Here is a 21,130-nt window from a genome sequence, read left to right as displayed (position 1 = left end):
ATTATTTATGAATAAAATTAAAGCGCTATTCTGTGTAGTTATCCCCATAGCCCTCGCCTTCTTATTTAATACGAAAATTGGTCAAAACCCTCCCCTTTTAAAGTTTTTGAATCCTTTTATGGGTTTTTGGCAAAATGCTGAAAACAATCATTTTATTTTTAACCATAAGGTGAAAATAAAAGGTGCTTTTGATAAGATTGAGATTGTTTTCGACGACCGGATGATCCCTCATATTTTTGCTCAAAACGACCACGATCTTTATCTAGCCCAGGGTTATGTTACGGCAATGCACAGGCTTTGGCAGATGGATTTTCAAACCCGATTTGCAGCTGGAAGAATTAGTGAAGTGGTTGGCGAAAAAGCCATCGAAGTAGATCGCTATCAGCGTAGAATGGGGATGGTTTATGGTGCTGAAAATTCGTTGAAAGGGATGATGGCCGATCCTAAATCAAAGGAAATGATCCTGGCTTATACTGATGGAATTAATGCCTATATCAAAACGCTTTCTAAAGCCAATTATCCGCTTGAATATAAACTACTTGATTTTAAACCTGAAAACTGGACACCTGTAAAATGTGCGCTTTTATTAAAGCAAATGTCTGCAGTACTGGCCATGGGTTCCGATGAGTTCTACATGACCAACATCCTTAAAAAATTCGGTCCTGAGGTGACTAAAGATCTTTTTCCCGATTACCCGTTTAGAGAAGATCCGATTATTCCGGTAGGAACCAAATGGGATTTTACGCCGCTGCCAACACCAAAAACACCTGAAAGTTTTACACAAGCCCTAACAGGAGAAGTGAAAACTAAAGAAAAAATTGAAGGTATAGGCAGTAACAACTGGGCTTTATCAGGTTCAAAAACAGCTTCAGGTTATCCCATTTTGGCAAATGATCCGCATCTGGATTTAACCTTGCCATCTATCTGGTACCAGATTCAGTTGCATGCGCCAGGCATTAACACCTACGGGGTTTCATTACCCGGTGCACCAGGTGTAATCATTGGTTTTAACCAGAAAATTGCCTGGGGTGTAACCAATGTGGCTGCCGACGTGCTCGATTTTTATCAGATTAAATTTAAAGATTCATCGCACAATGAATACTGGTATAACAATAAATGGAATAAAACTACCAGGCGATTAGAAACCATCAACATTCGTGGCCGTAAAACTGAGATTGATACCGTTTATTATACCCACCACGGTCCGGTTGTTTATTTCCAGAAACCAAAATACGGAAGAGCAGATAATGTGCCGGTTGGCGATGCCCTGAGATGGATTGCGCATGAAAAATCGAATGAGTTGATGACATTTTATCAGCTAAATCGTGGCAGCAATTATAACGATTACCGTAAAGCTTTAACTTATTACACTGCGCCGGCGCAAAATTTCGTTTTCGCCAGCATTGATAATGATATTGCCATTACGCCAAACGGTAAATTTCCATTGAAGTGGAAAGATCAGGGAAAGTTTATTTTGGATGGAACCGATCCGGCATACGATTGGCAGGGATGGATTCCGGCTGCTCAGAATCCAACGGTTAAGAATCCACCACGCGGTTTTGTAAGTTCGGCCAACCAATCATCTACCGACAAAACTTATCCATATTACATCAATTGGGAATTTTCACCCTATGAAAGAGGAAAACGCATCAACGACAGGTTAGGTGCGATGAGCAAAGCGACGATGGATAGCATCAGACTCATGCAAAGCGACAATTACAGCATTATGGCTCAAAATCTGGTTCCAGCCATAGTGCCTCTGCTAAATAATGAAAGCTTAAACGCCACCCAGAAGGAAGCTTTAAGTTATGTATCCAAATGGAACAAACGTTACGATGCGGATGAAATTGCGGCCAGCATTTTTGAAATCTGGACCAAGCGCTTATCCTTTAATATCTGGAATGATGAATTTGTAGTTAAAGGCATTCCCATGCGTTATCCATCCAGAGATCGCACTGTAGAAATGATCTTAAAGGAGCCGAATTCCAAATGGTACGATAATGTGAATACCAATCAAAAAGAATCACTTGCTGATCTGGTAAATGAAGCATTTAGATACAGCTGCGACAGTTTAGAGCGCAGGTTTGGCCCGATTAACAGAGATTGGAGATGGAGTAATGTGAAACAAACCAATGTACCTCACTTAGCAAAAATCCCGGGAATGGGTTCGAAAGTCTTACAAATCGGGGGAGCGAAAAGCACGATTAATGCCATCAGCGAAACCAATGGACCTTCATGGCGTATGGTGATTGAATTGGGTAAAACCCCAAAAGGTCATGGCGTTTATCCAGGTGGCCAATCTGGAAACCCAGGAAGCAAATTCTACGATAACATGGTAGATACCTGGGCAAATGGTCAATTGTACGACTTATTTTATATGAAAAGTGCCGATGACCAGTCGGGCAAAATAATCTCTCGTTTAAAAATTTCAAAATAGCTTAACATGGTTTTCATCGTTATACTGATAATTTGTTTCTTTCTTCAAATGATTGCACCTTGGTGGGTGATCGTTGTAATTTCATTTGCTACCTGTGGCATCATTGGCAAAACAGGGAAAATCGCTTTCTGGCAATCGTTTTTTGCCATCTTTTTATTGTGGATTGGTTATGCCTTATTTAAAAGTTTACCTAACGATAATGTGTTGGCAGGCCGCGTTGCGGTGATGACAGGCATTAAATTGTGGTGGGCTTTGCTTTTAGTTACCGGAATTTTAAGCGGATTGGTTGCAGGCATTAGTGGTTTTTGTGGTTACCATTTCAGAATGGCCATGCTTGCTAAAAAAACTGACGAGAAAATAGCATAAGGCTTCGTACTTTTGCACTACAATGCTTAATCAGGAAGATTTATTCGCTATAAAGACTGCAGAAGAGTTTAGTGCTCATGCCCTTTCCATTTTTAAACATCAGGCAAAACATTGTCAGGTCTACGGAGAATACATCCATCATTTAAAAATTGATGTTGATCAGGTAAAAAAGATGGAGCAGATTCCGTATTTACCGATCGGTTTCTTCAAAACACATACCATTTTAAGCAGCCAAAACCCCGTTGAAGTTACCTTCAGCAGTTCGGGCACCACAGGCATGGTACAAAGCAGTCACCACGTTACAGATGTTAGCCTATATGAGTTAAGCTATTTAAAGGCATTCGAATATTTTTATGCTGAAGTAACTGATTATTGCTTCCTTGCTTTACTCCCATCCTACCAACAGCGCTCAGGTTCGTCATTAATTTACATGGTAAATGACCTGATTGAAAAAAGTGGTCATCCGCAAAGCGGTTATTTTTTGTATAACCACAAAGACCTTTTACAAACTTTGCTGGCTTTGAAAGCAAAAAAACAACCTACAGTATTAATTGGGGTAACTTATGCCCTGCTTGATTTTATTGAACAATTTGAGATTGATTTCCCTGAATTAATTGTGATGGAAACCGGCGGTATGAAAGGTAAACGCAAGGAAATGGTTCGTGAAGAATTACATGAGCAATTAACAAAGGGCTTTGGTGTACCAACCATTCACAGTGAATACGGCATGACCGAATTGCTTTCCCAGGCCTACTCTTTAGGTGATGGTGTTTTCAATTGCCCCAATTGGATGAAGGTTTTAATTAGAGACACCAATGATCCGTTAAGTTTAATTCATAATGGCAAAACCGGAGGAATTAATGTTATTGATTTGGCGAATATCAATTCCTGTTCATTTATTGCTACACAAGATTTAGGCAAAATTAACCCAGATGGAAGTTTTGAAGTTTTAGGCAGGTTTGACAATGCCGATATTAGAGGTTGTAATTTATTGGTGCAGTAACTTACAGCAACCGGTTATCGAAACTAAAAGGTTTGATTTCTAAAATTTTAATGTTTTCTGCCAGCGGATGACTGACGTTCATTAAGAAATTGAATTCATCTGCAATGAGAGCTGAAGGCACTTTTAGCAATAAGTGTTTGTTTGTTTTTACAAATTCATCGCCGATCCTTTGCAATTCAAAAGATGATGGATAGGATCTCCAGTTTTTAGGAAGTTGATTGACGTTGCAAACCTCAATACTTTCATCACTAAGTTCAAAAATTGTTAAGCATAATTGATTTGTATCGCTAATGTTATCTATGTTGGCTAATACCTCCAGGGCCGCCAATGCCCGGTTTTCTGCCATGTAGTGCATTGGTGTACCAATGGAATTCCATCGGCCACCAAACATTTTAGCACCAGTTCCGCTGCTATATTTAGCATATTTACAATTGCTAATGCGATATAAAATCATTTAACTAAAAACACCGTATTCTATCCTACCTAGAATTTGTAAAACCATTTCGAAACCAATGCTGGTATCTAATAAAGCTAAGGGAATTTCATTATTCAGTGCTTTGTTAGGATGCCTAACCCAGGAATTAAACGCCTTTGTTGTACCCAGAACTTCGATGCCGCGTTCGTATAATTTCGCCAGTGCAATCGCTCGATCTGCATATTCCGTTTTAACGAGGGTATCTGCTGTGTAACGCTGTAACGTTCTATCTGAAATATGTAAAATGCCGGCAATTTCCTCCATGGTTAAGGAAATTTGTTGCGCCAAAGCTGTTAAAGATTTCTTTGCGATCCCTTTTCGGGCAAGCTCGAGCAAGTCAAAATCAGAAGGATTTGAATACTGACTTCCCATCATGGCAACCATAGGGGTGTAATTAACACCTCTGTACACTACCATTGGTTCCGCTGCATTTTTTAAATCATCAACTTTCTTTTTCATATCAGACAAATATACTCAAATATATACATTTTGTCTGATTTAGAAAAGACTACAAAAAAAATCCCAATCGATTTGACCGGGATTTTATCATTGAAATTTTAATACTATTCGGCTATGAGTAAGAAATAATTTTTCTTTCCTTTTTGAACCACTATGAATTGATCATTAATCAAATGATCAGCATTGAATACCTGAGTAGCCTCAGCCACTTTTTCTTTATTTACTGATACGCCACCGCCCTGGATGAGTTTTTTAGTTTCTCCTTTTGATGGAAATACCGATGCTTTTTCAGCAAGCAAAGTTGCGGCATCAATTCCAGCTGCCAGTTCGGTTTTAGAAATTTTAAACTGTGGAATACCTTCGAACATTTCTAAGACCTGCTTTTCAGCTAAACTTTTCAAAAACTCCAGCGATCCGTTTCCAAAAAGAAATTCAGAGGTTTTGATAGCCGTTTCAAGCGCTTCAACACAATGCGTTTTGATGGTGATATCTTCCGCCAATGCTTTCTGTAAAATACGCAAATGAGGCGCTGCATCATGTTCAGTTTCCAAAGCTTCAATCTCTTCTTTGGTTTTTAAGGTAAAAATTCTGATCCACTTTTTCACATCATCATCAGAAGCATTTAGCCAAAACTGGTAATATTTGTAAGGTGAAGTTTTTTCAGGATCTAGCCAAACTGCACCACTTTCGGTTTTCCCAAATTTGGTTCCGTCTGCTTTTTTTATAAGTTGGGTAGTAATGGCATAAGCTGTTCCCGCATCTTTTCTTCTGATGAGCTCTGTTCCGGTAACAATGTTCCCCCACTGATCTGAGCCACCCATCTGAACCAGGCAGTTTTCATTTTTCCATAAATGATAAAAATCGTAACCCTGAATCAACTGGTAACAAAACTCCGTAAACGATAATCCCGAATCACCTTCCAAACGTCTCTTTACGCTATCTTTCGCCATCATGTAGTTCACGGTGATGTGTTTACCTACATCCCTGATAAAGGTAAAAAGGTTCATATCTTTAAACCAATCGGCATTGTTAACCATTACAGCACCATTGCCACCATCTTCAAATTTTAAGAACTTGGCCAGTTGCGTTTTCATTCCCTTAAGATTGTGTTCAATCATTTCTGGAGTTTGGAGATTACGCTCATCAGATTTTCCCGATGGATCGCCAACCATTCCAGTCGCACCACCAACTAAAGCAAGAGGTTTATGCCCGGCTTTCTGGAAATGAATTAAAGTCATGATTTGCGTTAAATGGCCAACGTGCAATGAATCGGCAGTCGGATCAAAGCCAATATAACCAGAAGTCATACCCTCTTTTAATTTTTCCTCCGTATTCGGCATAATATCATGCAGCATGCCACGCCACCTTAACTCTTCAACAAAATTCGTCATTGTACAAACACTTTTATAATATGCCTGCAAAGATAAAATTTTAGCTTAGTTTAAAGCAAATTAGTTGGCAACGGTAAACCAGGTTATAAAATCAGCCTTGGCGGTATTAAAATCAGCATGTCCAATCAGGCAATTCAGTGCACCATCACTTCTAATGGCCTGGTTTGGCACCCCCGCATTATTCAGCCAATTATCACAAAGTTTATTAATAAGCGCAACTTCTTTATCTTCAACTGCATCCATATCCATGGCATTTAAGGTAGCGTATTCATCTTTAGTAATGCCGGGAGGTAAATCCCAATATTTACCAGTAGCGTCATTAATCAGCATTGGCCGTAAAACAGGATTCATCCTTATAAAATCAACAGGTTTTGCGGGCATGGCTGAATTTAAAATCATATAAGCTACAAAGGCCGCGGTATCGGGTGGATCATTTAAAATACTGGTTCCCATTTTTTGAATATCCTGTATCAAACCAGGTTCTTCATGTTTGGCTTTTAATTCACTGTACCTCGTCGGGATTTCCTCATCGTACTGCAACTGCGAAACTGTGCCTGTACCGATAGAAAGCACCTGAATATGTTCAATTTGATATTGCTGACGGTTGCAGATGGCCTCTGTTACAGCAGCCAGAACCGGATTATTATTACCGGTTACCCCACCATCCCAGTAATATTTTAATTTATTATTTACCTTAAAGGTAGCAGGCTCATTGAAATAGTTTACAGGAGCCGTACTCGAAGCATGAATGGCATCAACAAGGCTCACCAAACAATCAGAGGGTGTTTGCACAATCGGAGGAAGATTTTTAAGTTTTCTTTCGATTACTGAAGTAGATGCCATACTATCGCAATCAGTCCTGAACATCTCTGCCCTGTTTCGGTAGTAATCATACCCAATAATCAAAAACTGGGTTTTAACTTCACTATTGATGGCAACGTGTTTGGGAACATGCATTAAATCAATCTGCGATATTTTTGGCAAAATTTCTTTTAATGCCTTGTGTTTTCTTTTGGTGGCATACTTTGCCCCAATTTTGAATAATCTGGCGGCGCTTGATAGTAAACTTTTCTCCCAAAAACTCAACCTGGAGAATACCCTGCTTCTTAATTTTTCATCACCGAATATCTTTTCGATTTCAGATAAACGAAGATTTTCAGCCATTGCCGCGGCTACCAAACTGCCACCACTATTGGCGGCTACCAGGTCAAACTTGGCTAACACTTCATGCCCGGTTGGGTCAGGATTATTGAAAGTTTCCGCAAAAAGTTTACGCAAACATTTTACTTGAATCAGCGCCCAGGATCCACCTCCATCTAAAGACAGGATCCTGTAGGTTTTTGAATTAGGCATGACGGGTTTGTTAGGGTAATTAAATTTATAAATAATTAGTTTACAAAACAATACGATTTTCCGACCTAATATCCACTACTTGGAGTTTTTAGGCAAGAAAGAAAACATTAACTTGTGCCATGAACTTTTTGTCTCATTACTACTTCGATAAATCAACTGATGATGCCAATGTGGTTATGGGAATTGTGCTGCCAGATTTAATCAAAAACGCATCGAAGGAAGCAAATTTATATCCTCAAAAAAATGAATTTCTTTTTCATGGTAATCCTGATGAAGAATCGCTTTTAAAAGGCTGGAAAAGACATTTACAGGTTGATTTGCTTTTTCACTCTTCCCATTTTTTTTTCGAAAAAACAACGGCACTTAAACACCTCATCAAACCAGTGGTAGAAGGAACACCTGTTCGACCTTCATTTCTTGCCCACATAGGTTTAGAGCTTTTACTGGATCATTTGCTTGTTGAACATAACCGGATTCAGGTCAACCATTTTTATGAAAAACTGGTTGCTGTAAAAAAGGAATCGCTTGCGGATTTCCTGGAGCATTGTGGTTTAAAAGATCAAGCTGTTTTCTTTAAGTTTCTTGACGGATTTATCGGCAGTAAATACCTGTTGAGTTATCAAAAACTGGAAAATATCAGTTGCGCCCTCAACAGGATTTGCATGCGCTTATGGCCTGAGACTTTAAGTGAAAAACAATTAGAGTCGCTAACATTTGAGTTATCGATTTTTAAAACTGTATTGGAAAAGGATTTTATGGAAATTTTTGAGGAAATTGAGGGAAAGTTGGTATGAGAGCATTAATTTTATTTTTATTTTTTGGCATTGGTATCCATAAAAATCAATCAGTAGAAGAAACATATCAATTTAAACCACTATTAAATCATAAAAATGCTTTACAAGAATCAAAACAGAATAAAAAATTAACACTGCTCTACTTTTCAGCATACGGTAGTGTTATTTGTGAAATGATGAAGGAAAATGTCTTTGGTGATGCAAATATAAAAAGCTTGTTAAAGCAAAAATATTGTTCTTTTAAGGCGATGGTAGATGATAAGACACCAATCCCCAAAGCCGAGCAGTATATCTCCAAATTAGACAAAAAGCCGGTTCTAACTGTGGGAGCAAGATCAATTGATATTCAAGTTTCAGTTTTAAAAACCAATATTCAACCATACTTTGTTATCATTGATGAAAACGGAAAGCAAATCAGACACCTAGTTGGAAAAACAAATGCTAAAGATTTCTTAAAATTTTTAGTTGGCAAATAAGCACTTTTTTAACCCTCCAAATTTCAGAATTAGCAAAATACCTATTTCTCTTTTTTATATTTGCTCCTATGTCGCTATTTGCAATAAAAGAAGAAATGGATGCACTGGTTGCCGAGTTGAACCAGCACAATTATAATTATTATGTTTTGGCGATGCCAACCATTGGCGATTATGAGTTTGATAAAAAGTTAAAGCATTTAGCCGATTTAGAAAAAGCAAATCCTGATTTCGCCGACCCCAATTCTCCTACCCAGCGTGTTGGTGGCGACATTACCAAAAACTTTATTACCGTTCAGCACAAATACCCGATGCTTTCATTGGGTAACACGTACAATGAACAAGATCTCCGCGACTTTGATGAGCGTATTCGCAAAGCCATTGGCGATAATTTTCAATATGTGTGTGAACTCAAATTTGACGGACTATCGATCAGTTTGACTTACGAACATGGAAAACTAGTTAGAGCAGTAACCCGTGGTGATGGTACCAAAGGCGATGACGTAACCAATAACGTTAAAACTATCCATACTATTCCGCACCAAATTAAAACTGAAAAAGCACCCGAGCACTTCGAGATACGTGGTGAAATTTTTATGCATAAAGCTGCATTTTTGCGCTTGAATGCTGCACGTGAAGAACTGGGTGAAATTGCTTATGCAAATCCACGAAACTTTGCTTCAGGAACGATAAAAATGCAGGATAGCAAAGAAGTGGCAAAACGCCCTTTGGATGGATTTATCTATTTTTTATACACCGATAAAAACGAATTCAAAAACCATTGGGACAGCTTAAATGCTGTGAAAGATTGGGGGTTCCATGTTTGCGAGCACAATCGCTTGGTGAATAACATCGATGATGTATTGGCATTCATCCATCATTGGGAAACTGAACGTTTTAAATTAAGCTATGATATTGATGGTATTGTAATTAAAGTAAATAGCTATGCGCAACAACAGGAGCTCGGTTTTACGGCCAAATCTCCACGTTGGGCAATTTCATATAAATATAAAGCAGCTGAAGTTGAAACAGTTTTAGAAAAAGTAACTTACCAGGTTGGCCGTACAGGTGCCGTTACGCCGGTGGCCAACTTAAAACCTGTACTATTGGCCGGAACAACGGTTAAAAGAGCCACACTACATAATGCTAACGAGATCGAAAGATTAGACTTGCATGAAGGAGATACGGTTTTTGTAGAAAAAGGCGGAGAAATCATTCCGAAAATCATCAAGGTGAATTTAGAGAAGCGGCTAGCTGGGTCAGTTAAAGTACATTATTTGCGCAATTGTCCGGAATGTGGAACCGAACTGATTAGAAAAGAAGGAGAAGCGGTCCACTACTGCCCAAATGATGAGGGCTGTCCGCCGCAGATTGTGGGTAAAATTCAGCATTTCATTAGTCGAAAAGCAATGAATATTGATGGATTGGGTGATGAAACCATTGAAACATTTTACAAACGAGGCCTGATTAACCACATCAGTGATTTATACACTTTGTATCAAAAAGCTGATCAGTTAAAAGAAATCGAAAGATTCGGAGCACGATCTATTGAAAACATGCTTGCAGGAATTGAAAAATCGAAAGAGATGCCTTTTGAAAAAGTTCTTTTTGGATTAGGCATTCGATATGTTGGTGAAACTGTTGCCAAGAAATTAGCTGCCGGAGTGAAGAATATTGATAAACTCTCGACTGCCACTGTAGAAGAACTGATTGCCATTGATGAGATTGGGCAACGTATTGCCGAAAGCATTGTTGAATATTTCTCAAATCCTGAGCATTTAAGACAGATAGAATTATTAAAATTAGCAGGATTGGCTTTTGAAATTGAAGAAAAGGTAATTACACTTGATAGCGATACACTTATTGGAAAAACATTCGTAATTTCGGGCGTTTTTGAGCAATACAGTCGCGAGGAGTTAAAAGATCTTATTGAAGCCAATGGCGGAAAAATTTTAAGCAGCATTTCTGCAAAACTAAATTTCCTTGTTGCAGGAGATAACATGGGTCCTTCAAAACTAGAGAAAGCTACAAAGCTAAATATTCCAATCATTAGTGATACGGAACTTTTAGCAATGATACAATAGAAATGAATGAATGATAGATTTAGTGAATGACAGAATATGAACATTCATTCATTCCGTCATTCAAAATTCAATAATAACAACATATAATGAACAAATTTCAGGGTACAGGGGTAGCATTAGTTACGCCCTTTAACACAGATGGATCAGTTGATTATAACGGTTTAAAAAACCTGATTAATCATTTGGTGGAAGGAGGAATTGATTACCTCGTTTCTTTAGGCACAACCGGCGAAACCGCTACAATGACTAAGGAAGAGAAGAAGAAGGTGTGGGCATATACCGCTGAAATTAATGATAACAGATTACCTTTAGTTGCAGGAATTGGCGGAAACAATACCTTAGCCGTTGCCGAGGAAATGAAAAATTTCGATACAAATGGCTACAGTGCAATTCTATCGGTAAGCCCCTACTATAACAAACCAACACAAGAGGGAATTTACCAGCATTACAAATACCTGGCAGAGGTTTCTCCACTAGATTTAATGTTGTATAACGTTCCTGGAAGAACAATGAGTAACATGAGTCCTGAAACGACTTGCAGGCTTGCCCATGACTTCAAGAATATCATTGCAACTAAGGAAGCATCAGGAAGTTTTGATCAGTTTAATCAGATTATGAGAGATAAACCTGAAGGCTTTCTACTGATCTCCGGAGATGATCCTGTTACGCTACCAATGATGGCTTTGGGCGCATCAGGCATTATTTCTGTCATTGGAAATGCATTGCCTAAACAGTTTTCAGATATGGTGAGATTGTGCATGGCTGGCGATTTTAAAGGTGCTACACCGGCACATTTAAGTTTGGTAGAATTTACCCGTTTGGCTTTTGCAGAAGGCAATCCGGCAGGAATAAAAGCTGCTTTAAAACAATTGGGTATATGTGGAGATACAGTGCGTTTACCGTTAATTAAAGCCTCATCATCCTTAGAGCAAGCTATTGCGCTAGAATTGGAAAAACTAAGCCAGCCAGCATAAACTGCGCTAAAAAATATTCGGTTTTCTTTCCGATGAAAAACAGGTTAAACTTTTGCGACACATCGCATTCGTATTGACCTGTTTTTTTGTGGGTAATTGAAAAATTACAAATTTTCAAAACCATAAGGATCAACAGATTACAAGTTTGGAAATTGCGCTATTGAGTATAGCCAATGTTAACGAAACAAAGATAATGATACAGGCATCATTATTGAATCGCGATCACTACACACAAATTAAACATCATGAGAAAATTATTTATTGTAACCCTGGCAGGTATCTTGCTGGGCTGCAAAGTTCCTGCTATTGTTCCAATCGGAACAACGGAGACAACTTTTAAGCAATCAAAGAAAACAGCAGAACTGGTTTCGGCTTCAGCTGATGGAAATAAGATCTATCGCGTTTCAAGACGAACTTTTGATTCCATTAATGCACCGTATTTTTCCTTCTACTATTTTTATAATGGTAAGTTGGTACGCTATGAGCAATCAGAGCGAAGCGATGATTACAAATTTATCCTGTAAACAAGAAAGTCCCGATGCATATCGGGACTTTCCTTTTATAAATATCTTTAGGTTTAAGCTTTGTTTTTAGTATCCTGCACTTCTAAACGAATGGCTTGAGCCAAGTTTTTTAAATCCTGCATGCCTTTACGAACTCTGGTTCCAGCAGCGCTGTTTCCTTTGTTATAAAACTTGTCTGCATCAGCTTCCAAAGCTGCAACTAAACTTTTTACTTCTTCAAATTTTTTCATTTTTTTAGTACTCCTATAATTTTAAAGGTTTGAGTTTTAATTATCTAACTCTAATTTAAACTGTTTGTTGTATAAACAAAAATTTTTAGCAGAATAAAAAGATGCCTTTAAAGCGTTTTTTTCCACAATTAAACGATTTATGAACACCTACAACTGCCAAACAACAAGCAAAACACTATAAATGAGGTGATTAAAAAATTTAAGAAATAAAAAAAGCCCTTTAAACTAGATTAAAGGGCTTTACAAAAATATGCTTATTTATTATTATACAATCGCGAATTGATTCTCCTTGTAATAGCCATTTTCAAGCTTTTCAGATACTTCACTGAATGCATCTAATGTACGTTGTACATCTTCAAGTGTATGAACAGCAGTAGGAATTAAACGCAATTCTATCATTCCTTTCGGAATAACAGGGTAAACCACTATCGAACAAAAAATACCGTAGTTTTGGCGTAAGTCGAAGGTAATAGCGGTTGCATCCGTTAATTCTCCTTTTAAAAACACAGGTGTAACTACTGAATCTGTCACCCCTAAATCAAAGCCACGTTCACGCAAGCCCTTTTGAAGTGTCATTGCAATTTCCCAAAGTTTATCTTTAAGCTCAGGTTTGCTTTTTAACAACTCTAAACGTTTGATCAATCCTTTTACCATTGGCATAGGCAATGCTTTAGCAAAGGTTTGTGAACGCATATTGTACCTTAAGAAATTGGTAATCTCCTCAGTAGAAGCTACGAAGGCACCAATTCCAGCCATCGATTTAGCGAATGTACCGAAGTAAACATCAATACCTTCAATACAATCCTGCGCTTCATGTGTTCCGGCACCAGTTTTACCCATTGTTCCAAAACCATGTGCATCATCAACCAAAATACGGAAATCGAATTCTTTTTTCAGATCTACAATTTCTTTAAGCTTACCTTGCGCACCACTCATACCAAAAACGCCTTCGGTGATTAATAAAATACCACCGCCAGATTCGTTGGTTAGTTTGGTAGCTCGCTCTAGCTGTTTACGGGCGCTTTCGATATCATTGTGTTTATAAACAAAACGTTTCCCCATGTGCAGACGTAAACCATCGATAATACAGGCATGAGATTCAGCATCATAAACGATTACGTCGTTCCGATCTACCAAGGTATCAATAATGGAAACCATCCCCTGATAACCATAGTTTAACAAAAACGCATCTGGCTTACCTACAAACTCGGCAAGTTCCTGCTCCAGTTGTTCGTGATATTTTGAGTTACCGCTCATCATACGGGCACCCATAGGGTAAGCCATACCAAATTCGGCAGCAGCATCAGCATCTGCTTTTCTGACTTCTGGGTGATTGGCCAGGCCTAAATAGTTATTTAAACTCCAAACCAAATGCTCTTTTCCTTTGAATTGCATGTGTGGTGCAATTTCTCCCTCTAATTTTGGAAACGAGAAATACCCATGAGACCATTTCTGGTGTTGACCAAGTGGCCCCATGTGCTTTGCTATCTTATCAAATATATCCAATGTATTATGTGTTTTTTATAATAAATTTTTGCGAATTTACGGTTTATTCGTCTTAAAATCAACCAGATTAATCTGCTGGCTGTCAATTAAGATTTTTTAACAATCTAAATTTATGCTAAAAAAGCCCCGAGGATTAATCGAGGCTTTATAATTATATTTGGTTTGATCTAGTCAACATTATCATGTAAGAAAGAATTGTTTGGTCTAATCTCTGTACCGCCATCCTGATCATTACTTAATGTGAAACGACTTACTTGCGATTCAGACGAATGTTGAACCTGTTGCAACTGCATTTGCTTGCGCTTATAAGCAGGCTCATTTTCTAACTCCTGTAAACCATTGGTGGTACGCAATTTCATACTCAAATCTTTTAAACGTAAGATACGTTCTTTAGATTTTTTCAATTGCTCCTCCATCGATTCATCATTTTTATCATCATCTAAACCAACAACAGGCATCTCAGGTTCTGGCTCAGGCGTAGGCGCAGGTTGTACAACCGGTGTTTCGAAAACAAAATTAGTTTCAGCTAATTTAACTTCGAATTCATATCCAGTTTCCTGAGGCTCTTCTACCTGTGGTTCTTCCTCTATTAGAGTATGGCGAATGACATTATTTTCTGGTTCCTGAACTTTCTGGGCTTCTGCTTTTGCAAACATTCCACCAAAAAGATCTGCTTGTGAAACTTCTTCTTTCGCTTTCATCACAGGCTCGTAACTTGGCGCAGCTTTTGGCTGTATAAAAGAGTTTACTGGCTCCACCGGACGAACCAATGGTGCTTCTTCAGGTGTTAACAGAGAGATTTTTTTCTTGTTTTTTTCCTCGTGAACACGTTCTTCTGAAGTTTGGAAACCTGTAGCAATAATGGTTACAGACAATTTATCTTCCAAAGATTCATCCGTACAGTTACCCCAGATTAAATCAGCAGATAAACCTGCCTTTTCCTGAATGTAATCTGTAATAATAGAAACCTCATCCATAGTTACCTCACGGGCACCAGAGCTGATGTTCAATAAAATATAACGGGCACCTTCAATTTCATTATCTTTTAATAAAGGAGAAGCTAATGCACCTTCAACGGCTTGTAAAGCACGGTCATCACCTTCAGCAGCGTGACTACCCATGATGGCTACACCACTCTCTTTCATTACGGTGCGCACATCTTTAAAATCTACGTTTATATAACCCGGAACTGTAATAATCTCTGCAATACCTTTTGCAGCCGTTGTTAAGATATCGTCAGCCTGGCCAAATGCAGAACCTAAGGTTAGGTTACCGAAAATCTCACGTAATCTATCATTAGAAATCACCAGGTAAGAATCTACGTACTTTTTAAGTTCTTCCAATCCTTCATCAGCCTGAAGCCTACGTCTTTTTCCTTCGAAAGAAAAAGGCGTGGTTATAATTGCAACCGTTAAAATATCAAGTTCTTTAGCAGCTTTGGCAATAATTGGAGATGCACCCGTACCTGTACCGCCACCCATTCCTGCTGTAATAAAAAGCATTTTGGTGGTACTGCCCAGCATGGCTTTAATATCATCAATATTCTCTATTGCTGAGTTTTTTCCAACTTCAGGGATAGATCCAGCACCCATTCCTTCAGTTAAACTAGCACCTAATTGCACCTTGTTAGGGATAGGACTAGACTCTAAAGCCTGCGCATCTGTATTACAAATAATAAAATCTACACCAGTAATACCCGACAGGTACATATGGTTTACTGCGTTGCCGCCACCGCCTCCAACACCAATTACTTTGATGATTGATGACTTATCTTTTAACATTTCGAACTGCATATCTTTATGAATCAGTTGTTTAAAAAGTTTTAAATTCTGTTCATTACTCAACGTAATATTAACACTTTTTCAACAGACGTTTTCCACAAGTGTTAAGAATGTGGAAAACTCATCTTTTGTTGAAAAATAACTTAGCTTTTTAGATAATCTTCATCGCTAACATTCATATCATCCTGAATGAAAGTTTTAGTTTTAGCCAGTAACTTATCAAATAAACCTGGTCCGCGTTTTTCTTTTTCTTTAACGGTTTTTGGTTTTTCTACAAATACGCCCGGCTGTTTCATTTCCTCAATCAGTTCTTCAGCTTTCTGAATTCCTTTAATCAGCAAGCCAACACTGGTAGCATACATCGGGCTTTTTAAATCATCATAAATCGCCTTTGGCATGTCTTCGTATTTAGATAAGTGTTCATTTGGATAGCCAATACGACAATCTAAACCAGTCACATATTCAACTGCCTGAGACAAATGCTTCAATAAAGCACCACCACCCGTAATTACGATTCCACCAATTAGTTTTTTCTCATATCCTGAAGATTTGATTTCGTAGTAAACATGTTCGATGATCTCTTCCATACGGGCCTGGATAACATAGGCCAGATTTTTTACAGAGATTTCTTTTGGCTCGCGACCACGAAGACCCGGAACACAAATGATTTCGTTTTCTTTGTTTTCTTCCGCTAAAGCTGAACCGAAACGTGTTTTTAAAAGCTCAGCCTGATTACGCATGACAGAACATCCTTCTCTGATATCTTCGGTAACACTGTTTCCTCCGAACGGGATCACAGCGGTGTGGCGAATAATTCCCTCGTGGAAAATAGCAATATCTGTAGTACCCCCACCAATATCAACCAATGCAATACCAGCTTCTTTTTCTTCATCGCTCAACACCGACTCAGAAGATGCTAATGGCTCAAGAATCAAATCCTGAGTTTGTAAACCCGCATTGTTTACACATTTGATAATATTTTTTACTGCAGTAACCTGACCAGAAATAATATGGAAGTTAGCCTCAAGGCGTACCCCAGCCATACCAATCGGATCTTTAATACCTGGTTCATTATCAATTGTAAATTCTTGTGGCAATACATGAATAATCTCCTCACCCGGAGGCATTACCAGTTTAAACATATCATCAATCAACTTGTCGATATCTTTTTTACCGATTTCGTTGTTTAATTCTCTTCTTGTTAAAATCCCTCTGTGTTGCAGGCTTTTGATGTGTTGCCCTGCAATCCCCACATTTACCACCTGTATTTCTACATTGGATTGTCCGCTTGCCACTTCAACTGCCTGAGCAATGCCCTGAACAGTTTTTTGAATGTTAGAAACCACACCTCGTGTTACACCTGCCGATTCCGCCTTTCCTATTCCTAAAATTTCTATCTTACCGTGTTGGGTTCTACGACCAACGATAACACATATTTTTGTAGTACCGATATCCAATCCTACTACAATGGGCGACTGACTGGTAAATTTTGCCTTGTCCATATTCGTTAATTTTGTTGAGTTTTATATTGTTTTTCTAGGGATCTGATTTCTTTTTCTCTTTCTAACTTTAGCTGCGCAGCAGTTTTGGTTTTCTTTTTATCTGCAACAACCGAAGTCGTTTGTTTTTTATCCGCAGGTTTTGATTCCTTTGGTTTGGTTGCAGCAGTTGCCGCTGGTTTACTTACTTTCGGTTTAGTAGCTTCCGGCTTCTTCACCTCAACCTTTTTAGCTTCAGCTTTTTTGGGTTCCGGTTTCTTAACCGTTTCAACCTTTTTAGGTATAACTTTGGCTGTTTGTTCACTCACAGTTTTTCCAATTACAGCGTTGATTAATGAATCGGAAACTTTTTGTTGTATTCTCAAACTGTCAGCCGAAGAAATTGTTTTTGGTCTTCTGGCAATTTCAGTAGAATCTCTTTTCTCACACACAATTTGGTTGGTATATTTAATACTGATAGTGCGGTAAGTATCCCATCCTACCTGTGGCATTGCTTTTTTATAAAACAGCAGTAAATTGGTCATTTTCTTTTCCAACGAATCGGCGTTACCTAAAATAATACGCTGATTGCCCACTCTTGGAATCAATTCAATATCGTCTTTACCATCTACAACAATCTGTTCAATCTGTGAATCCCATAAGGTATCCCTTCTAATAAACAGCGCAGCTTTGTAAAGATCACGTGCCAGCTGAGTATGGAGCGTATCTACCCGGCTTCCGAAAACTTCGGTAATATTTCCGGTAGCCACCAAAACATTCGCGGTGAAGTTAGACGATATTGGCATTTTTAATCCATCATTATCGATATAAAAATCCTGACCGTTATTGTTCAATATCCGTACTACAGGCTGCCTTTGTTTTACCTCTATGTGCAACACACCATCCATCTCCACATAAACCTTCGCAAAAGCGATGTAAGGGTTAGACTGTAATTTCTTTTCAATCTGATGAATGTTGATGCGCTCAATATTTCTGCCTAGCAACACCCCCTGATCTTCTCTTAAAATGGCATCAATTTCTTCCCGCTCAATAAAATTATCCGCTCCCGGGATGAGTATTTTAACATCGGTACATTTTACCGTTTGCTTCTTAACATTGATGAAACTTAAAAGCACCACCACACCCGCCAGACTAATTAGCCAGGCAAAGCCAGTAAATATTGCGCTCCAGTTAACCCTTTTAAGCATTGTTTAATATATTTTTTAGTGGATCGATGATGGTATCAATGTCTCCGGCTCCAACCGTTAAAATTAATTCAGGTTTGGCATCCTTAACATACTGAAGCACAAAATCTTTTCCACATACTTTTTTATTTTCTAAAGTAATTTTATCGAGTAAAAACGTTGAATTTATCCCCTCCAAAGGCAATTCCCTGGCTGGATATATTTCCAATAGCAACAGATCATCGGCTGTGCTTAAAACTTTCGCAAACTCATCAGCGAAATCACGGGTTCGGGTAAACAAGTGCGGCTGAAAAATAACCGTTAGTTTTTTATCAGGATACAGTTGACGAACAGCGTGAAAACAGGCGCTTAATTCTTCCGGATGGTGCGCATAGTCATCAATATAAATCTGGCTGCCGTTGTTAACTATATACTCGAAACGGCGTTTTACGCCTTTAAAATTTGCTACTGCCTGTTTAATCTTTTCAGCGGCGATGCCTAACTTTAACGCTATCGCAATGGCAACGGTTGTATTTTCAACATTATGTTTTCCAGGCAACATCAGGCTGATATCATGAATAGATTTGTTTTGATCTTTGTAATCAAAAACAAACTTCGACCCTTCTACTCTTATATTTTCTGCTTTTGCATTTGCCGTGCTGCTTGCCGCATAGCTGATGCTATTATCTAAAGGCAATCCTTCATGAGCGTATAACGTTCCGTTTTCCTTTAACTGACCAGCATACAGGCGAAAGGACTCTTCCAAATGAGATTTGTCGCCATAAATATCTAAATGATCGGCATCCATCGACGTAACCACAGCGATATCCGGATGCAACGTAAGGAAAGAACGGTCGTATTCATCTGCCTCAACTACCACCACATTGTTTTTTCCGAAAAGCACGTTGCTGTTATAATTGCTGGTGATGCCACCTAAAAACGCCGTACAATCATAACCGGTATCTTTTAAAATGTGCGCTACGATTGATGAGGTAGTGGTTTTACCATGTGTACCCGCAACGCCAATGCAAAACATCCCCTTACTGATGATGCCTAAAACCTCTGAACGTTTTTTTAGGCTAAAGCCTTTATCTCTAAAATGATTTAATATTTTCGAATCTTTTGGAATGGCAGGCGTATAAACAATTAAAGTATCATCATGATGATCTAAAAAAGCACATGGCAAGGCAGATGACTCATCGAGATAAGTGATTAAAATTCCTTCCTGTTCAAGCGCTTCGGTAAGTTTCGTTCTGGTTTTATCATAACCACAAACCACCTGACCGCGTTTGGCAAAATAACGTGCAAGCGCACTCATGCCGATACCGCCGATACCCACAAAAAATACTCTGTTAATTTTACCTAATTCCATTTTTCTTTAAGCTAAAAGTAGAAAGACCAAAGTTTACGGCTCTTTCTATCGTTTATATATTTTGTTTGCTTTAAGATTGCTTCGTACCACGCAAATGACGAACTGTCGATTTCGCTTTGGTCGTTCAGCTTTATTCTTTAAGCTTTTATCAGTTTCAACACTTCACCTGCTATAATTCCATCAGCCTCCGGCAAAGCCATCCTTCCAAGGTTTTCAGATAATTTTTCACACTGTTCTTTATTACTTAAAAGTTCCAGCGCTTCTTTTACCAGGATGTCTTCAGCAGAGCGATCATTGATTAACAAGGCTGCGCCATTTTTAACCAAAGACATAGCATTTTTAGTTTGATGATCTTCGGCCACATTTGGTGAAGGCACCAAAATCACAGGCTTTTTGATCAGGCAAAGTTCAGCAATCGTTCCAGCCCCTGCCCGGCTAATTATGACATCAGCTGCTGCATAAGCCAGGTCCATCTTATTTAAAAACTCCAGAATGCGAACGTTTGGATGATATTCCATTCCAAGGCGTTCAATAATTCCTTTGTAATAGTATTTACCTGTCTGCCATACTACCTGCACATCTTGTGCGATTATTTCTGGCAAATGTTTTTCAATTGCTTTATTTAAAGTACCTGCACCCAAACTGCCACCCGTCACCATAATGGTTTTCTTAAGTGGATCAAGTTTTAAAAGCTCGGCCCCTGCATGGTGTTTACCCTTGATATCAACCACCTCTTTACGAACCGGGTTACCGGTTTTCAGGATGCGGTCTGCCGGGAAAAACTGATCCATTTCATCAAAAGCCACACAAATTTTAGATGCCTTTCTGCCCAACCATTTATTGGTTACACCCGCATAAGAATTCTGCTCCTGAATAAGGTATGGAATTCCTTTTAGAGATGCTGCGTACAATAAGGGTCCGGAGGCGTAACCGCCCACACCTACTACTGCATCAGGTTTAAAGTCGTTAATGATTTGCATTGCTCTGCGCACACTTCCAATAACCTTGAACGGCAGAGCTAGGTTCTTTACTATCGAACCTCTTTGCATGCCACTGATGTTTAAACCGATGATCTTATATCCGGCTGCCGGAACCTTTTCCATTTCCATCCTGCCGTTTGCACCCACAAACAAAATTTCACAAGCGGGCACCAAGCGCTTTAGCGCATTGGCTATGGCTACGGCGGGAAAAATATGCCCGCCGGTGCCACCACCTGATATGATAATTTTTGGGGAATTATTCATTT

At 38.7% G+C, this 21,130-nt stretch carries 19 protein-coding genes; 8 read left to right on the top strand and 11 right to left on the bottom strand.

Going from position 1 to position 21,130, the window contains the following annotated elements; all coding sequences use genetic code 11:
* Positions 1-7 precede the first annotated feature (7 nt).
* From R2Q70_RS07060 to R2Q70_RS07050, 3 genes are read left to right on the top strand one after another with little or no spacing between them, the layout of a single operon-like run.
* On the top strand, positions 8-2,437 hold the full coding sequence (locus R2Q70_RS07060; RefSeq protein WP_316806935.1) for a penicillin acylase family protein: 2,430 nt from the start codon (positions 8-10) through the stop codon (positions 2,435-2,437).
* A 6-nt stretch (positions 2,438-2,443) separates the two neighbouring features.
* Entirely contained in the window at positions 2,444-2,803 is a 360-nt protein-coding gene (locus tag R2Q70_RS07055) for a hypothetical protein (RefSeq protein WP_316806934.1), read from the top strand.
* A gap of 22 nt (positions 2,804-2,825) precedes the next feature.
* Positions 2,826-3,806, top strand: a complete 981-nt coding sequence (locus R2Q70_RS07050) for an acyl transferase (RefSeq protein WP_316806933.1) — start codon at positions 2,826-2,828, stop codon at positions 3,804-3,806.
* A gap of 1 nt (position 3,807) precedes the next feature.
* Here R2Q70_RS07050 and R2Q70_RS07045 read toward each other — a convergent pair whose 3' ends face one another.
* The 4 genes from R2Q70_RS07045 to R2Q70_RS07030 form a co-directional block, all read right to left on the bottom strand.
* Complete coding sequence (locus tag R2Q70_RS07045) at positions 3,808-4,260, bottom strand: RES family NAD+ phosphorylase (RefSeq protein WP_316806932.1); 453 nt, start codon at positions 4,258-4,260, stop codon at positions 3,808-3,810.
* Positions 4,261-4,740, bottom strand: coding sequence for an antitoxin Xre/MbcA/ParS toxin-binding domain-containing protein (locus tag R2Q70_RS07040; RefSeq protein ID WP_316806931.1), 480 nt, complete (start codon positions 4,738-4,740; stop codon positions 4,261-4,263).
* Between the two features lie 104 nt (positions 4,741-4,844).
* Positions 4,845-6,131 (bottom strand): tyrosine--tRNA ligase, encoded by a 1,287-nt coding sequence (gene tyrS / locus R2Q70_RS07035; protein WP_316806930.1) that lies wholly within the window; start codon positions 6,129-6,131, stop codon positions 4,845-4,847.
* A gap of 60 nt (positions 6,132-6,191) precedes the next feature.
* Positions 6,192-7,484 (bottom strand): patatin-like phospholipase family protein, encoded by a 1,293-nt coding sequence (locus tag R2Q70_RS07030; RefSeq protein WP_316806929.1) that lies wholly within the window; start codon positions 7,482-7,484, stop codon positions 6,192-6,194.
* Between the two features lie 119 nt (positions 7,485-7,603).
* On the opposite strand from R2Q70_RS07030, the gene R2Q70_RS07025 reads away from it, so the two are divergent.
* The 5 genes from R2Q70_RS07025 (at position 7,604) to R2Q70_RS07005 (ending at position 12,333) form a co-directional block, all read left to right on the top strand.
* The gene (locus R2Q70_RS07025; protein ID WP_316806928.1) at positions 7,604-8,278 is read left to right on the top strand and encodes a hypothetical protein; all 675 of its coding nucleotides are present in this window, start codon (positions 7,604-7,606) and stop codon (positions 8,276-8,278) included.
* Entirely contained in the window at positions 8,275-8,754 is a 480-nt protein-coding gene (locus R2Q70_RS07020) for a thioredoxin family protein (RefSeq protein ID WP_316806927.1), read from the top strand. The genes R2Q70_RS07025 and R2Q70_RS07020 overlap by 4 nt, the downstream gene beginning before the upstream one ends.
* A gap of 68 nt (positions 8,755-8,822) precedes the next feature.
* Positions 8,823-10,835, top strand: a complete 2,013-nt coding sequence (ligA, locus tag R2Q70_RS07015; protein ID WP_316806926.1) for an NAD-dependent DNA ligase LigA — start codon at positions 8,823-8,825, stop codon at positions 10,833-10,835.
* An 86-nt stretch (positions 10,836-10,921) separates the two neighbouring features.
* The gene (gene dapA / locus R2Q70_RS07010) at positions 10,922-11,809 is read left to right on the top strand and encodes a 4-hydroxy-tetrahydrodipicolinate synthase (protein ID WP_316806925.1); all 888 of its coding nucleotides are present in this window, start codon (positions 10,922-10,924) and stop codon (positions 11,807-11,809) included.
* A 245-nt stretch (positions 11,810-12,054) separates the two neighbouring features.
* A complete protein-coding gene (locus R2Q70_RS07005) occupies positions 12,055-12,333 on the top strand; it encodes a hypothetical protein (protein ID WP_316806924.1) in 279 nt (92 codons plus the stop codon).
* Positions 12,334-12,386: 53 nt separating this feature from the next.
* On the opposite strand, the gene R2Q70_RS07000 is transcribed toward R2Q70_RS07005, so the two are convergent.
* From R2Q70_RS07000 to murG, 7 genes are all read right to left on the bottom strand, one after another.
* The gene (locus tag R2Q70_RS07000) at positions 12,387-12,563 is read right to left on the bottom strand and encodes a hypothetical protein (protein WP_010602932.1); all 177 of its coding nucleotides are present in this window, start codon (positions 12,561-12,563) and stop codon (positions 12,387-12,389) included.
* A gap of 264 nt (positions 12,564-12,827) precedes the next feature.
* Positions 12,828-14,069, bottom strand: a complete 1,242-nt coding sequence (locus R2Q70_RS06995; protein ID WP_316806923.1) for an aminotransferase class I/II-fold pyridoxal phosphate-dependent enzyme — start codon at positions 14,067-14,069, stop codon at positions 12,828-12,830.
* A 167-nt stretch (positions 14,070-14,236) separates the two neighbouring features.
* A complete protein-coding gene (gene ftsZ / locus R2Q70_RS06990) occupies positions 14,237-15,862 on the bottom strand; it encodes a cell division protein FtsZ (protein ID WP_316807326.1) in 1,626 nt (541 codons plus the stop codon).
* 131 nt (positions 15,863-15,993) lie between these two features.
* Entirely contained in the window at positions 15,994-17,352 is a 1,359-nt protein-coding gene (gene ftsA, locus R2Q70_RS06985; RefSeq protein ID WP_316806922.1) for a cell division protein FtsA, read from the bottom strand.
* 5 nt (positions 17,353-17,357) lie between these two features.
* A complete protein-coding gene (locus R2Q70_RS06980) occupies positions 17,358-18,536 on the bottom strand; it encodes a cell division protein FtsQ (RefSeq protein ID WP_316806921.1) in 1,179 nt (392 codons plus the stop codon).
* Positions 18,529-19,884, bottom strand: coding sequence for a UDP-N-acetylmuramate--L-alanine ligase (gene murC, locus R2Q70_RS06975; RefSeq protein ID WP_316806920.1), 1,356 nt, complete (start codon positions 19,882-19,884; stop codon positions 18,529-18,531). Before murC ends, R2Q70_RS06980 begins: the two co-directional genes overlap by 8 nt.
* Positions 19,885-20,021: 137 nt before the next feature.
* The gene (gene murG / locus R2Q70_RS06970; protein ID WP_316806919.1) at positions 20,022-21,128 is read right to left on the bottom strand and encodes an undecaprenyldiphospho-muramoylpentapeptide beta-N-acetylglucosaminyltransferase; all 1,107 of its coding nucleotides are present in this window, start codon (positions 21,126-21,128) and stop codon (positions 20,022-20,024) included.
* Between the last annotated feature and the right edge of the window lie 2 nt (positions 21,129-21,130).

The organism is Pedobacter agri (assembly GCF_032678665.1).
Classification (GTDB): Bacteria; Bacteroidota; Bacteroidia; order Sphingobacteriales; family Sphingobacteriaceae; genus Pedobacter; species Pedobacter agri_A.
The sequence above is the reverse complement of the archived record's forward strand: the minus strand, read 5'-3'. Positions and strand labels throughout refer to the sequence as shown.

Bases quoted from the DNA above. Each gene is read 5' to 3' on its own strand.
- R2Q70_RS07060 (WP_316806935.1), top strand. From the start codon at position 8: ATGAATAAAATTAAAGCGCTATTCTGTGTAGTTATCCCCATAGCCCTC.
- R2Q70_RS07055 (WP_316806934.1), top strand. From the start codon at position 2,444: ATGGTTTTCATCGTTATACTGATAATTTGTTTCTTTCTTCAAATGATT.
- R2Q70_RS07050 (WP_316806933.1), top strand. From the start codon at position 2,826: ATGCTTAATCAGGAAGATTTATTCGCTATAAAGACTGCAGAAGAGTTT.
- R2Q70_RS07045 (WP_316806932.1), bottom strand. From the start codon at position 4,260: ATGATTTTATATCGCATTAGCAATTGTAAATATGCTAAATATAGCAGC.
- R2Q70_RS07040 (WP_316806931.1), bottom strand. From the start codon at position 4,740: ATGAAAAAGAAAGTTGATGATTTAAAAAATGCAGCGGAACCAATGGTA.
- tyrS (WP_316806930.1), bottom strand. From the start codon at position 6,131: ATGACGAATTTTGTTGAAGAGTTAAGGTGGCGTGGCATGCTGCATGAT.
- R2Q70_RS07030 (WP_316806929.1), bottom strand. From the start codon at position 7,484: ATGCCTAATTCAAAAACCTACAGGATCCTGTCTTTAGATGGAGGTGGA.
- R2Q70_RS07025 (WP_316806928.1), top strand. From the start codon at position 7,604: ATGAACTTTTTGTCTCATTACTACTTCGATAAATCAACTGATGATGCC.
- R2Q70_RS07020 (WP_316806927.1), top strand. From the start codon at position 8,275: ATGAGAGCATTAATTTTATTTTTATTTTTTGGCATTGGTATCCATAAA.
- ligA (WP_316806926.1), top strand. From the start codon at position 8,823: ATGTCGCTATTTGCAATAAAAGAAGAAATGGATGCACTGGTTGCCGAG.
- dapA (WP_316806925.1), top strand. From the start codon at position 10,922: ATGAACAAATTTCAGGGTACAGGGGTAGCATTAGTTACGCCCTTTAAC.
- R2Q70_RS07005 (WP_316806924.1), top strand. From the start codon at position 12,055: ATGAGAAAATTATTTATTGTAACCCTGGCAGGTATCTTGCTGGGCTGC.
- R2Q70_RS07000 (WP_010602932.1), bottom strand. From the start codon at position 12,563: ATGAAAAAATTTGAAGAAGTAAAAAGTTTAGTTGCAGCTTTGGAAGCT.
- ftsZ (WP_316807326.1), bottom strand. From the start codon at position 15,862: ATGCAGTTCGAAATGTTAAAAGATAAGTCATCAATCATCAAAGTAATT.
- ftsA (WP_316806922.1), bottom strand. From the start codon at position 17,352: ATGGACAAGGCAAAATTTACCAGTCAGTCGCCCATTGTAGTAGGATTG.
- R2Q70_RS06980 (WP_316806921.1), bottom strand. From the start codon at position 18,536: ATGCTTAAAAGGGTTAACTGGAGCGCAATATTTACTGGCTTTGCCTGG.
- murC (WP_316806920.1), bottom strand. From the start codon at position 19,884: ATGGAATTAGGTAAAATTAACAGAGTATTTTTTGTGGGTATCGGCGGT.
- murG (WP_316806919.1), bottom strand. From the start codon at position 21,128: ATGAATAATTCCCCAAAAATTATCATATCAGGTGGTGGCACCGGCGGG.